16 protein-coding genes are annotated in these 12,665 nt (G+C 72.7%); 8 read left to right on the top strand and 8 right to left on the bottom strand.

The window, feature by feature from the left end; genetic code table 11:
- Positions 1-6: 6 nt before the first annotated feature.
- Positions 7-1,866 (top strand): beta-propeller domain-containing protein, encoded by a 1,860-nt coding sequence (locus tag ACQPXG_RS13310; protein ID WP_433467972.1) that lies wholly within the window; start codon positions 7-9, stop codon positions 1,864-1,866.
- Between the two features lie 4 nt (positions 1,867-1,870).
- Here ACQPXG_RS13310 and ACQPXG_RS13305 read toward each other — a convergent pair whose 3' ends face one another.
- Genes ACQPXG_RS13305 through ACQPXG_RS13295 form a run of 3 tightly spaced genes read right to left on the bottom strand, consistent with a single transcriptional unit; the run spans position 1,871 to position 4,969 of the window.
- Positions 1,871-2,992 carry a D-alanine--D-alanine ligase family protein gene (locus tag ACQPXG_RS13305; protein ID WP_433467971.1) on the bottom strand — a complete coding sequence of 374 codons (1,122 nt, stop codon included), beginning with the start codon at positions 2,990-2,992 and terminating at the stop codon, positions 1,871-1,873.
- A gap of 55 nt (positions 2,993-3,047) precedes the next feature.
- Positions 3,048-4,037, bottom strand: a complete 990-nt coding sequence (locus tag ACQPXG_RS13300) for an NAD(P)H-dependent glycerol-3-phosphate dehydrogenase (protein ID WP_433469957.1) — start codon at positions 4,035-4,037, stop codon at positions 3,048-3,050.
- Positions 4,038-4,054: 17 nt separating this feature from the next.
- The gene (locus ACQPXG_RS13295) at positions 4,055-4,969 is read right to left on the bottom strand and encodes a lysophospholipid acyltransferase family protein (RefSeq protein ID WP_433467970.1); all 915 of its coding nucleotides are present in this window, start codon (positions 4,967-4,969) and stop codon (positions 4,055-4,057) included.
- An 83-nt stretch (positions 4,970-5,052) separates the two neighbouring features.
- Between ACQPXG_RS13295 and cofC the strand changes: the two genes are divergently transcribed.
- The gene (gene cofC, locus ACQPXG_RS13290; RefSeq protein ID WP_433467969.1) at positions 5,053-5,730 is read left to right on the top strand and encodes a 2-phospho-L-lactate guanylyltransferase; all 678 of its coding nucleotides are present in this window, start codon (positions 5,053-5,055) and stop codon (positions 5,728-5,730) included.
- Between the two features lie 27 nt (positions 5,731-5,757).
- Complete coding sequence (locus ACQPXG_RS13285; protein ID WP_433467968.1) at positions 5,758-5,961, top strand: cold-shock protein; 204 nt, start codon at positions 5,758-5,760, stop codon at positions 5,959-5,961.
- A 70-nt stretch (positions 5,962-6,031) separates the two neighbouring features.
- Here ACQPXG_RS13285 and ACQPXG_RS13280 read toward each other — a convergent pair whose 3' ends face one another.
- The 4 genes from ACQPXG_RS13280 to leuC all read right to left on the bottom strand — a co-directional run bounded on the left by ACQPXG_RS13280 (position 6,032) and on the right by leuC (position 8,836).
- Positions 6,032-6,310, bottom strand: a complete 279-nt coding sequence (locus tag ACQPXG_RS13280; protein WP_117399631.1) for an HU family DNA-binding protein — start codon at positions 6,308-6,310, stop codon at positions 6,032-6,034.
- 158 nt (positions 6,311-6,468) lie between these two features.
- Positions 6,469-6,657, bottom strand: coding sequence for a hypothetical protein (locus ACQPXG_RS13275; RefSeq protein ID WP_433467967.1), 189 nt, complete (start codon positions 6,655-6,657; stop codon positions 6,469-6,471).
- A gap of 183 nt (positions 6,658-6,840) precedes the next feature.
- Positions 6,841-7,428, bottom strand: coding sequence for a 3-isopropylmalate dehydratase small subunit (gene leuD, locus ACQPXG_RS13270; RefSeq protein ID WP_433467966.1), 588 nt, complete (start codon positions 7,426-7,428; stop codon positions 6,841-6,843).
- A 10-nt stretch (positions 7,429-7,438) separates the two neighbouring features.
- Positions 7,439-8,836 carry a 3-isopropylmalate dehydratase large subunit gene (gene leuC / locus ACQPXG_RS13265; RefSeq protein WP_433467965.1) on the bottom strand — a complete coding sequence of 466 codons (1,398 nt, stop codon included), beginning with the start codon at positions 8,834-8,836 and terminating at the stop codon, positions 7,439-7,441.
- 97 nt (positions 8,837-8,933) lie between these two features.
- Here leuC and ACQPXG_RS13260 point away from each other — a divergent pair, with 97 nt between their 5' ends.
- The 5 genes from ACQPXG_RS13260 (at position 8,934) to ACQPXG_RS13240 (ending at position 11,722) form a co-directional block, all read left to right on the top strand.
- Entirely contained in the window at positions 8,934-9,653 is a 720-nt protein-coding gene (locus ACQPXG_RS13260; RefSeq protein ID WP_433467964.1) for an IclR family transcriptional regulator, read from the top strand.
- A gap of 106 nt (positions 9,654-9,759) precedes the next feature.
- On the top strand, positions 9,760-10,389 hold the full coding sequence (locus tag ACQPXG_RS13255; RefSeq protein WP_433467963.1) for a MerR family transcriptional regulator: 630 nt from the start codon (positions 9,760-9,762) through the stop codon (positions 10,387-10,389).
- A 95-nt stretch (positions 10,390-10,484) separates the two neighbouring features.
- A complete protein-coding gene (locus tag ACQPXG_RS13250) occupies positions 10,485-10,874 on the top strand; it encodes a YidH family protein (protein WP_433467962.1) in 390 nt (129 codons plus the stop codon).
- 34 nt (positions 10,875-10,908) lie between these two features.
- On the top strand, positions 10,909-11,214 hold the full coding sequence (locus tag ACQPXG_RS13245) for a DUF202 domain-containing protein (protein ID WP_433467961.1): 306 nt from the start codon (positions 10,909-10,911) through the stop codon (positions 11,212-11,214).
- 112 nt (positions 11,215-11,326) lie between these two features.
- Complete coding sequence (locus tag ACQPXG_RS13240) at positions 11,327-11,722, top strand: RidA family protein (protein ID WP_433467960.1); 396 nt, start codon at positions 11,327-11,329, stop codon at positions 11,720-11,722.
- A gap of 19 nt (positions 11,723-11,741) precedes the next feature.
- Here the strand turns inward: ACQPXG_RS13240 and ACQPXG_RS13235 are convergent, their stop codons facing one another.
- Positions 11,742-12,662, bottom strand: coding sequence for a LysR family transcriptional regulator (locus tag ACQPXG_RS13235; protein WP_433467959.1), 921 nt, complete (start codon positions 12,660-12,662; stop codon positions 11,742-11,744).
- Positions 12,663-12,665 lie beyond the last annotated feature (3 nt).

Genomic DNA, 12,665 nt, shown 5'->3' with positions numbered 1-12,665 from the left:
AGGTCTATGCGTGGTCACGTCCGCGTACCGGCCGCGGCGATACTGCTCCTGACCGGGATCGCCGGGTGTTCCGGTTCCTCCGGCGACGGCACCCGCGACCGGCCGAGCCAGGCACCGCCCGTACGGCTCGTCGCCTATGACACCTGTGACAGGCTCCACGAGGAGTTGCAGCGCGCCACGGCCGACAAGGTCGGCCCCTACGGGCTGGACAACACACCCGCCCTCCCCGCCGACGGAACCTGGGCTCTGCGCAAGGGCCCGAGTGCCGCCGAGGCCCCAGGGGCGGTGCCGGACCATTCGACGACCAACTCCCACGAGCCGGGCGCGGACGAGCCCGATCAGGTGAAGACCGACGGAAGCAGAATCGTCACGGTCGCGGACGGACGGCTCAGGGTCATCGACCCGGCGACGCACAAGGTGGCACACACGCTGCAGCTGCCGAGCGGCACCCGATATGACGATGCGCAGCTGCTGCTCAGCGGCGACCGGGTGCTCGTGCTGACCCGGCAGGCACAGGTGATCCCCTTCGACCGGCCGGCGCCGGGGCGGCAGCCCCTTCCGCCTCCGGATCAGACGACGCGGCTGACGCTGGTCGATCTCTCCGGCGCCCCGAAGGTCGTCGGATCGATGACGTCCGGCACCGACTACCTGGACGCGCGGCAGACGGGCTCCACGGTGCGCGTCGTGGTCCGGTCCCAGCCGCGCATCCGCTTCCCCAGCGGAAACGGCCCGAAGAAGGCCACCGCGGCGAACCGGAACGCCGTCTGGAAGGCGCCGCTCGACGCCTGGCTGCCCGCCTTCCAGCTGGATGGCGGCCAGACCTACCGGACACCCTGCGACCAGGTCAGCCGCCCGTCCTCGTACGCGGGTGCGTCGATGCTGACCGTGCTGACCCTCGACCTGTCGAAGGGCCTCGGCGACCCGCAGCCGATCGCGGTGACCGCCGACGGCTCCACCGTCTACGGCAACGGGAAGAGCCTGTACGTCACCGGCACTCCCCCGCAGCTGTTCACCTGGCCGCGCGGCAAGAATGTCGAGCCCCACACGGACGTGTACAAGTTCGACGTCAGCGGCAGCGGACGTCCGCGCTACGTGGCATCGGGTTCGGTGAAGGGCTTCCTGCTGAACCAGTACTCGATGTCGGAACAGGACGGGAACCTGCGCATCGCCACGACGACCAGCCAGAACGGGCAGGACGGCAGGTCGTCCCAGAGTTCGGTCTACGTCCTGGCCCAGCGGGGCACGGGCTTCACCCAGGTCGGGCGGATCGACGGGCTCGGCAAGGGCGAGCGGATCCACTCCGTCCGCTTCATCGGCACCACCGCCTACGTCGTGACGTTCAAGCAGACCGACCCCCTCTACGTGGTCGATCTGAAGGACCCGCGCCATCCCCGCGTCACCGGTGAGCTCAAGATCAACGGCTACTCCGCCTATCTGCATCCGATGGCGGACGGGAAGCTCCTCGGCGTGGGCCAGGACGCCGACGCCGGCGGCTCGACGACCGGCCTCCAGGTCTCGCTCTTCGACGTCTCCGGCACACCCCGCAGGATCAGCGTCCACAAGCTCCCCAGGACCACGTCCCAGGCCGAGTTCGACCCGCACGCGTTCCTGTACTGGCCCAAGACCGGTCTCACCGTCGTGCCCGTGATGCCGCGGGACGCCCGGGCGGCCGAGGCGCTCGCCCTCAAGGTCACGGACGGCCGCATCACCGAGACGGGCACCGTCCGGCACCCCGGCAAGGACTACCGCACCGGCGTCACACGCTCACTGGTCGTCGGCGACACCCTCTGGACGTTCTCCCCCGACGGCGCCCGCGCCGTCGACGCGTCCACCCTCAAGGGCGCCCGCTGGCTCCCGTTCGGCTAACGGCTCAGCGCAGGCCGGTGGACCGCCGGAGCGCCGTCTGGATGAGCCGGTCGACCAGCGCCGGATAATCCAGCCCCGTCGCCGCCCACATCTGCGGGAACGCCGACGCCGGGGTGAACCCAGGCATGGTGTTGATCTCGTTGAGGATCCACCGGCCGTCGGTCGTGTGGAAGAAGTCGACCCGCGCGAGGCCCTCGCAGTCGAGCGCGTCGAACGCCTGCACCGCGATGCGGCGGACCTCCTCGATCGCCGCGGGCGGCAGGTCCGGCGGGATCGCCATGGCGGTGGAGCCGTCGAGGTACTTCGTCTCGAAGTCGTAGAAGTCGTGGTCGCCCGCCATCAGCACCTCGGCGGGCAGGCTCGCCTCGGCGGGGCCGTCGTCCAGGCCCTGCAGGACCCCGCACTCGATCTCGCGGCCCTCGACAGCGGCCTCGACGATGACCTTCGGGTCGTGCTCGCGGGCCGCCTCGACCGCCGCCTCCAGGCCGGACTCGTCGGTGACGCGGGTGATGCCCATGCTCGACCCGGCGCGGGCCGGCTTGACGAACACCGGGGTCCCGGCCGCGAGGCCCAGCTCCTTGATCTCGTCGATCTTGCGCTTGCGCTCGCGCCGCCACTCCCGGTCGCCGACCAGCACGTACGGGCCGACGGGCAGCCCGCGCGCCTGCCAGACGAGCTTCATGAAGCCCTTGTCCATGCCGACGGCACTGGCGAGCACCCCGGCACCGACGTAGCGGATGCCCGCGAGGTCGAGAAGTCCCTGGATCGTGCCGTCCTCGCCGTAGGGGCCGTGCAGGAGGGGCAGCACCACGTCGACGTCGCCGAGGGTCGCGGGGACCTTGCCCGGCTCGACCACCATCAGGCCGCGGCTGTCCGGATCGAACGGCAGCGCGAGGACGCCCCCTTCGCCGGTCACCTCGGGCAGCCGGCCGTCCTCGATGGCGAGCCGCAGGTCCCGGGGCGGGAGCACCCAGCGTCCGTCGCGCGCGATGCCGATCGGCACCACCTCGTACCGGTCCCGGTCGATGGCGGCCATGACGGCGCCCGCGGTGACGCAGGAGATCGCGTGCTCGGAGCTGCGCCCGCCGAAGACCACGGCCACGCGGATCTTAGAAACCTGGGACATGAGGCCCGACCCTACCGGTGATCAGCCACCCCGGCCACGAGCGCGGCGATCATGCTCACACTCCGTACCGCTCGGGCTTCGGAGAACGCGAGATCAGCGAGATCGCCGCCTCCTTGATGGGCATGCCGCGGTGCAGGACGGCGGTGACCGCCTCGGTGATCGGCATCTCCACGTTGTGCTTGCGGGCCAGCTCCAGCACCGCCTCCGCCGACTTGACGCCCTCCGCGGTCTGCTTGGTGGCGGCGATGACCTGGTCGAGGGTCATCCCGCGGCCGAGGTTCTCGCCGAACGTCCGGTTGCGCGCCAGCGGCGAGACGCAGGACGCGACGAGGTCGCCCATCCCGGCGAGGCCCGCGAAGGTGTGCTCGTCGGCGCCGAGGGCGGCCCCCAGCCGGGTGATCTCGGCCAGCCCGCGGGTCATCAGCAGCGCCTGGGTGTTGGCGCCGAACCCGAGCCCGACCGACATGCCCACGCACACGGCGACGACGTTCTTCACCGCGCCGCCGAGCTCGCAGCCGATCACGTCCGTGGAGGTGTACACGCGGAAGTACGACGTCATGGTCGCGGCCTGCAGGCCCCGCGCGGCGTCCTCGTCAACGCACGCGGCGACGGCGGCGCTGGGCTCGCCGGTGGCGATCTCGCGCGCCACGTTCGGCCCGCTGAACACCGCCACCCGCTCCTCGGGGACGTCGGCGACCTCGCGGATCACCTCCGACATCCGCCGGGTGGTGCCGAGCTCGACGCCCTTCATCAGGCTGACGAGGACCGCCTCGCGGGGCAGCAGCGGAACCCAGCCGCCGAGGTTCTGCCGGAGCGTCTGCGCCGGGACGGCCAGCGCCACGAAGTCGGCGTCCCGCAGGGCCTCGGCCGGATCCAGCGTCGCGCGGACGCGTTCGGGGAGCGGGACGCCGGGCAGGTACTCGGCGTTCTCGTGCCGCTCGTTGATCCCCTCGACCACCTCCCGGCGGCGTCCCCACACCGTGACCTCGCCGCCGGCGTCGTGCAGCATCTTCGCGAACGTGGTGCCCCAGGACCCGGAGCCCATCACCGCGGTACGGAAGGTCACGAGTCGGCCGCCTTCGGCTCGGCGTTCTCCGGGGCGGCGGGCGTCGCCGGCTCGGGGACCGCGGCCCCGCGCGGCGAGCCGGCGGCCTTGGCCGCGCCGGCGGCGCGGCGGCGCTCCTCCAGCACCTTGTGGTGGTCGTAGCGCTCCGCGGGCGGCTCCTGGCCGCGCAGCTCCCCGAGCAGGCCGGTGATCGCGGCCATGATGTCGTCGGTGGCCGCCCGCAGCGTGTCCCTGTCGAGCGGCAGCCCCTCGTACCCGGACAGGTCGACGGGCGGTCCGGCGATCACCCGCATCGTCTTGCGGGGCAGCGGGTGGAGGCCCTTCTTCAGGCTGCCTGCGAGGCCCGTCTGCTCGCCCTTCTTGTACGGCATCAGCTCGTGCGCGCCCCAGGTCGCCACCGGGACGACCTTGGCGCCGGTCTGCAGCGCCATCCGCGCGACGCCGGTCTGCCCGGTCATGGGCCACAGCTCGGGGTCACGGGTGCAGCTGCCCTCCGGGTAGAAGATCAGGCATTCGCCGTCCAGCAGCGCCTTCTCGGCGTCCTCGAGGGCGAGGGCGGCGTCGGCGCGGTCGCGGTGCACGGGGATCTGGCCGGTGCCGCGCAGCGCGTTCCCGACGACCTTCACGTCGAACAGCGTGGACTTGGCCAGGTAGACCGGGTACCGGCCCGACTCGTAGACGAAGTGGGCGAGCGCGAGCGGGTCGGACTCGGAGATGTGGTTGGCGGCGATGATGACGCCGCCCTTCCCGGGGACGTTGCCGCGTCCGCGCCAGTCCCGTTTCAGCAGCCCGGACAGCAGCGGGCGCAGGACGACGATCGTGAGCTTCCGCCAGGCCGGCGAATACCCGTGGCCCGTGCGTGCTCCCGGCGAGGGGGCGGCCCCTCGCGCCCCCCGCTTCGCTTCGCTCATTACGCCCCTCCTCTTCCGTCCCCCGGGGTGAACGTGGGGTGTCCTCAAGTGTCGCGGTTGCGTGCGCATAGTGTCGAGTTGCCATGTCTACACCAGCACCGTCCACAGCAGCGCGCGGCGGGCCTCCGCTCCGCTGGTCGCTCGTCGTCCCCGTCAAGGTCCTCGCCAGGGCCAAGACCCGTATGTCGGCGGCGGCCGGGCCGCACCGGGAGGCGCTCGCGCTCGCGGTCGCGGCCGACACGGTCGCCGCCGCGCTGCGCTGTGACCGGGTCCGGACCGTGATCGTTGTCACCGACGATCCCCTTCCGGCGGCCGAGCTGGCCGCCCTCGGCGCCCGGGTCGTGCCCGACGTGCCGGACGCCGGCCTGAACCCGGCGCTGGTCTACGGTGCCGGCCGGGGCCGCGAGCTGGCCGCCGGCGCGGGCGTGGGGGCGCTCTCAGCCGATCTGCCCGCTTTGCGGCCGGTTGAACTCGCCCGCGTCCTCGACGCCGCCGGGACGGCGCCCGAGGCGTTCGTCCCGGACGCGGCGGGCGTCGGCACGACGCTCTACACGGCCCGCCCGGGCGTCCCGTTCGCCCCGGCGTTCGGCGGCGACTCGCGGTCCGCCCACCGCGCCCGCGGCGCGAGGGAGATCCTGCTCCCCGGCACCGACAGCGTCCGGCGCGACGTGGACACCCCGGACGACCTCCGCGCCGCCCTGGCCCTCGGCACCGGCCCCCGCACCGCGGCCGTCGCGTCGCGGCTGCCCTCGTTGGCCTAGAGTCTCGGTCATGCAGGGGACGGTGTCATGCAGGGGACGGTGAAGGCGTTCGACGCGGAGTCGCGTTCGGGCAGCGTGCTGCTCGACGACGGGACCGAGCTGCCCTTCGACGCGGAGGCGTTCGCGGCGGGCGGGCTGCGGCTGCTGCGCTTCGGCCAGCGGGTCAACCTCGCGCTGGAGGACGACCGCGTCACGGTGGTCACCCTGTCGACCTTCCCGCTGCCTTCCTGAGCGGGCTCGTACACGCGTCAGCGCCCGGGGCCGTGCCGGCGGCACGGCCCCGGGCGCTGACGCGGTGCGGCTACTTCTTGCCGGCCACCAGGTTCTTGAAGTCGGCGCCCGCCTTGAACTTCGGCACGGACGTCGCGGGAACCTCGATGGTCTTGCCCGTTGCGGGGTTGCGGGCCGTACGGGCAGGCCGGTCGGCCTTCTCGAACGAACCGAACCCGGTGATCGCGACCTTGTCGCCCTTGGCGACGGCGTTCTGGATCGCGTCCAGGATGGCGTCGACGGCCTCGGCTGCGGCCTTCTTGCTGCCCAGCCGGTCAGAGATGGCGTCGACCAGCTCACGCTTGTTCATGGGTTACTCCTCTAGTTCCCCCCTTGCCCGAACGAAACTAAGGGACCCTCAGCATGGACACAATCACCTGCACGCAAACGATGGCGTGTCGCTGGCGTTTTTGTCGGCCTCGCCCCCGTCTCGCCGGGTGACCGGACCGGATCCGGCCACTGCGCACGCTAACCGACGTCGGGGCCGTCTTGGAAATCGGCGAGGAACGCGTCCAGCCTGCGGGCGGCGAGCTCGGCGTCCCGTTTCGCCAGATCGGTGATCGCCAGCAGGTGCCGGATGAGCCGCCGGCGGTCCTGCGGAGGAAGCGGCGCCACGGCCCGGTGAGCGTCGCGCAACTGCCGCGCGAGCTGCGTCAACGCAGGATCGTCCCACTCAGGCCCGGTCCACGGGACCGTGTCCAATTCCCCGCCCCCAAACGGTCGAACGGCTCTTCGCACTGAGCCAATTCTCCCCGCTCCCCACCGGGCCCCGTCCATCCGGGGGTGGCGAAGGCCCGGCCCGCCCGTCGAGGACGGACGAGCCGGGCCGGACGCGCCGCCTCAGGCGGTGGTCGGGAGGAGTGGGTTGCGGGTGGATTCGAAGTCGTTGACGGCTTCGGCGTGGCGGAGCGTCAGGCCGATGTCGTCCAGGCCCTCCATGAGCCGCCAGCGGGTGTAGTCGTCGATGTCGAAGGACGCGACGTCGGCGCCCCAGCGGACCTCGCGCTTCTCCAGGTCGACGGTGATCTCCAGGGCGGGGTCCTTCTCGACCGCGCTCTGCAGCGCCTCGACCTGCTCGCCCGTGAGGACGACCGGCAGCAGCCCCATCTTCGTGGAGTTGTTGCGGAAGATGTCGCCGAAGCGCGGCGCGATCACGACGCGGAAGCCGTACTGCTGCAGGGCCCAGACGGCGTGCTCGCGCGACGATCCGGTGCCGAAGTCGGGCCCGGCGACGAGGATGCCCGCGCCCTCGTACCGCGGCTGGTTCAGGACGAACTCCGGGTCCTCGCGCCAGGCGGAGAACAGGCCCTTGTCGAACCCGGTGCGGCTGACCTGCTTCAGCCAGACGGCCGGGATGATCTGGTCGGTGTCGACGTTGCTGCGGCGCAGCGGGACCGCGCGCCCGGTGTGGGTGGTGAACGCTTCCATTGGTGTTCCCCTAGAGGTCGGCGGGAGCGGCCAGGCGGCCGGTGACGGCGGTCGCGGCGGCGACGGCGGGCGACACCAGGTGGGTGCGGCCGCCGGGTCCCTGCCGGCCCTCGAAGTTGCGGTTGGACGTGGAGGCGCTGCGCTCGCCGGGCGTGAGCTTGTCGGGGTTCATCGCCAGGCACATCGAGCAGCCGGCCTCGCGCCACTCGGCGCCCGACGCGGAGATGACCGCGTCCAGGCCCTCGTCCTCGGCCTGCTTCTTGACCCTCATGGAGCCGGGCACGACCAGCATCCGCACGCCGTCGGCGACCTTGCGGCCGTCGAGGACGTCCGCGACGGCGCGCAGGTCCTCGATGCGGCCGTTGGTGCAGGAGCCGACGAAGACCGTGTCGACCTCGATGTCGCGCAGCGGCGTCCCGGCGGTGAGGCCCATGTACTCCAGGGCGCGCTCGGCGGACTGCCGCGCCACCGGGTCGTCGTAGGACGCGGGGTCCGGCACGGACCCAGCGAGCGGCAGCCCCTGGCCCGGGTTCGTCCCCCAGGTGACGAACGGGGTCAGCTCGGCCGCGTCGATCACGACCTCCTTGTCGAAGACCGCGTCGTCGTCGGTGCGCAGCGACGTCCAGTACCCGACGGCCTTGTCCCAGTCCTCGCCGGAGGGCGCGTGCGGCCGCCCCTTGAGGTACTCGAACGTCGTCTCGTCCGGGGCGATCATCCCGGCGCGGGCGCCGGCCTCGATGGACATGTTGCAGACCGTCATGCGGCCCTCCATCGACAGCGACCGGACGGCCTCGCCGCGGTACTCGATGATGTGGCCCTGGCCGCCGCCGGTGCCGATCCGGGCGATGATCGCCAGGATCAGGTCCTTGGCGGTGACGCCGTCCGGCAGCGCCCCGTTGACCGTGACGGCCATCGTCTTCGGCTGGATCTGCGGCAGCGTCTGCGTGGCGAGGACGTGCTCGACCTCGCTGGTGCCGATGCCGAAGGCGAGGGCGCCGAACGCGCCGTGCGTGGAGGTGTGCGAGTCGCCGCACACGACGGTCATGCCGGGCTGGGTCAGGCCGAGCTGCGGGCCGATGACGTGCACGATCCCCTGGCCCTCGTCGCCCATCGGGTGCAGCCGGATCCCGAAGTCGGAGCAGTTCTTGCGCAGCGTCTCGACCTGGGTGCGCGACACCGGGTCGGCGATCGGCTTGAGCAGGTCGGTGGTCGGGACGTTGTGGTCCTCGGTCGCGATCGTCAGGTCGGGGCGGCGCACCTGGCGGCCCGCCATCCGCAGCCCGTCGAACGCCTGCGGGCTCGTCACCTCGTGGACCAGGTGCAGGTCGATGTAGAGGAGGTCCGGCTCACCCTCGGCTCGCCGTACGACGTGCGCGTCGTACACCTTCTCGGCCAGTGTTCGGCCCATCACCTTCACCTCACCTGTAATGATCGTCGGCGCAGAGTCGCCGTGGTCCCTGTCACCTCGACTTGCATCTCAAATTACGAGACGGCAATATCAAGACATGGACAACTCTAGCGGAGTCGGCGTACTTGACAAAGCGGTTCGCGTACTGAACGCGCTGGAGGCGGGCCCGGCCTCGCTCGCGCAGCTCGTCCAGACGACGGGGCTGGCCCGCCCCACCGCCCACCGGCTGGCCGTCGCGCTGGAGCACCACCGCCTCGTGCACCGCGACACGCAGGGACGGTTCATCCTCGGGCCGCGGCTCGCCGAACTCGCGGTCGCGGCGGGCGAGGACCGCCTCCTCGCGATCGCGCAGCCCATCCTGGCCCAGCTGCGCGATCTGACCGGCGAGAGCGCCTCGCTCTTCCGTCGCCAGGGGGACGTCCGGGTCTGCGTGGCCGCTGCGGAACGCACCAGCGGGCTGCGCGACACCATCCCGGTCGGCGCCGCGCTCCCGATGACCGCGGGCTCGGCCGCGCAGATCCTGCTCGCGTGGGAGGAGCCCGACCGGCTGCACCGCGGGCTGCGCAACGCCAAGTTCGAGGCCACGACGCTCGCGTCCGTCCGGCGCCGGGGCTGGGCGCAGAGCGTCGGCGAGCGTGAGCAGGGCGTCGGCTCGGTCTCCGCGCCCATCCGCGGCGCCGGCGGACGGGTGATCGCGGCCGTGTCCGTGTCAGGCCCGCTCGAACGGCTGACCCGCTCCCCCGGCCGGCTGCACGCCGGTCCCGTCGCCGCGGCCGCCGAGAAGATCTCCGAGGGGATGCGCCGCACGGCGTCCTGACCCCGGGGACCGCCTCGAACCGTCATAAGCCGGTCAGACATCGGAAGTGCCGGTATCCCGTCGTCCGACCTCGATACCGTTGGGCTCCGGTCAAGGGGGTACGACGGTGCAGATCTCCGAGCTCAGCGATCGCAGCGGGCTCACGGTCCAGACGATCAAGTTCTACATCCGGGAGGGCCTGCTGCCGAAGGGCTCGGCCGTGAGCGCCACGCGCTCGGAGTACGACGGCCGCCACCTGGAGCGGCTGCGGCTGATCAGCGCGCTCCGCGAGGTCGGCGACCTGCCCGTCTCGGCGATCCAGCAGATCATCGAGGCCGTCGACGACGACCGCGTCGGCCTGCACGAGCTGTTCGCCACCGCCCGGCACGCGATCGGCCCGCACGTCGCCGCCCCGCACGACCCGCACTGGCGCGCCGCCCGCGAGGACGTGGACGCCCTCGTCCGCGAGCTCGGCTGGACGGTCGGCGACCGCGCCCCCGCCCGCGACCTGCTCGCGCACACGTTCGTGGCGCTGCGCCGCCTCGGCTTCCCGATCACCCTCCGGGACCTGCGCCCGTACGTGGCGGCAGCGACGGACGTCGCCGAGCACGAGGTCGGCCGGGTCACGAGCGGCGCGCCGCGGGCCCGGACGGTCCACACGCTGATCGTCTCCACCATCCTCTACGAGCAGGTGCTCACCGCCCTGCACCGGCTCGCCCAGGAGGACGCCTCGGCCCGCCGCTTCGGCCCCGGCTGACCGCCCCCACCAGGCATTTCCGAGATGTTCGATCGGAATTGCCATTCATGTTCCGGGAATTGGACATTCGCTTTCGTCGCCTAATATGAATGGCGATGACCACGACCCGGCCCCCCGAGGACCCCGGCGGCAGGTGGACGGACCGCCTGCTCGCCGAGGGCAGCGACCCCGACCCGCGCTTCTCCCTGGCCAACGAGCGCACGTTCCTGGCCTGGATCCGGACGGCACTGGCGCTGATCGCGGGCGGCATCGGCCTCGCGCTCGCCGGCGACCTGGTCCAGCCGGCGCTCCGCAACGGCCTCGCGGTCGGCTTCGCCGCGACCGGCGCCCTCGTCGCCGCCTTCGCGTTCCGCCGCTGGCTGCGCACCGAGCGCGCCCTGCGCCGCGCCGAGACGCTCCCCCCGCCCGCGCTGGCGCCGATCATGGCTTACGGTCTGGCGACCGCCGCGATCGTCCTGCTGGTGGCCCTCCTGGCCACCCGATGACGGTGCGCGGCGGGCCGTCCCGCCGGAGGCCCCGGTGAGGCTCTGGGATCCCGGGGCGCAACTGGAGCGGACCGCGCTGGCCTGGTCGCGCACCACCCTGTCGCTGATCGCCGCCGGACTGCTGTGCGTGCGGCTCGCGCCCTCGGCGCCGGGCGCGGCCGCCGCGGCGGCGGTCGTCTGCGGCGGCGCCGCCCTGCTGCTCCGCCGCACCCGGGCGAGCCTGGGGAAGCGGCGGACCCGGCTGCCCGCGGGCGGCGGCGCGGCCGACCCGATCTCCATCCTGGTCATGACGGGTCTGACGGTGCTGCTGGCGGCGACCGCCGTCCTCTTCGCGCTTTGAGCCATGCACGTTTCGCATGGTTGGCTTGCGAAGTCTTCGCTGGTGACATGGCCGTCCGGGGCCTAGCGTCGATCACCTGATCGCCATCGACCACGCCAGGAGGACCACGCAGATGCGCGTCACGCTCGGCAACCCCGCGACCGTCCCCGCGCCGCCGAACCCCGCCTACTCCCACACCGCCGTCGTGACCCAGGGACCGATGCTGTTCGTCTCGGGCCAGATCGCCCTGGACGAGGGCGGCAAAATGGACGCGCCCGGCGACATGACCCGCCAGTCCGAAGTGATCTTCTCGCTGCTGGACCGGATCCTCGCCGCCCACGGGGCCGGTTTCGAGGACGTCGTCAACGTCCGGACGTTCGTCACCGACCTGGACCGGCTGCCCGAGTACGGGGCCGTCCGCAGGCAGCACTTCACCGGTCCGCCGCCGACCAGCACGACCGTCGAGGTCTCCCGCCTGTTCCACCCGGACGCGCTGCTGGAGGTCGAGATCGTCGCCGCGCTGCCCTGAGCGGCGGCCGCCGGGACGCTCAGCCGGAGGACGGCCGCAGTTCCCCGGCTACGTCCCGCAGGTCCGACAGGAACGCGGTGACGGCCGGGGACCGCCGCGCGTGCCGTCCCACCGCCGCGTAGACGGCGCGGCGCGGCCGGCCGGACGTCACGGCGCGCAGCACGACGCCCTCCCGCGTCATCGCGACCGCCGCCAGCGCCGGGACGAGCGTGACGCCGAACCCCTCGGCGACCAGGCCCAGCTTGGAGATCCACTCGGCGACCCGCAGCGGCGTCTCCGGGACGAACCCGGCCGCCTCGCACCGGGCGCGCAACGCCGCGACGGCCTCGGGGTCGTCGGCGACGATCCACGGCTCGTCCGCCAGCTCCGCCAGCGGGACGCGGTCCCGCGCGGCGAGCCGGTGGCCGCTCGGCAGCGCGACGAGGAGCGCGTCGTCCAGCAGCGGCACGAGTTCGTCCGCCGCGATCGACGGGATCTTGTGCGTGCTGACCAGCGCGATGTCGAGGTCGCCGGCGTCCAGCATCGGCAGCAGCCGCTCGGTCGTCCCCTCGCGCAGCATCGGCCGCACTCCGGGATGCCGGGCCCGGAACCGGGCGAGGGCGCGCGGGACGAGCGCGGCGTTCGCGGTGGGGAAGGCGCCGAGCCGCAGTGTCCCGGCGTCCAGCCTGCGCAGGCCGTCCAGCGCGCGGGCGGTGTCGGCGAGCCGGTCCAGGAGGCCGCGCGCATGCGGCAGCAGGTATTCCGCGGCCGGGGTCGGGCGGACGCCCCGGGCCCCGCGCGCGAACAGCTCCACCCCGCAGACGTCCTCCAGCGCGGCGATCTGCCTTGATACGGCGGACTGCGTGTAGCCCTCGGCGGCAGCGGCGGCGGTGAACGAGCCGAGGTCGGCGACGGACACGAACGTCCGCAGCAGGACGGGGTCGAGGGCTTCGGCGCGCACGTC

The organism is Spirillospora sp. CA-128828, from assembly GCF_050945415.1.
Lineage (GTDB): Bacteria > Actinomycetota > Actinomycetes > Streptosporangiales > Streptosporangiaceae > Spirillospora.
The sequence above is the reverse complement of the archived record's forward strand: the minus strand, read 5'-3'. Positions and strand labels throughout refer to the sequence as shown.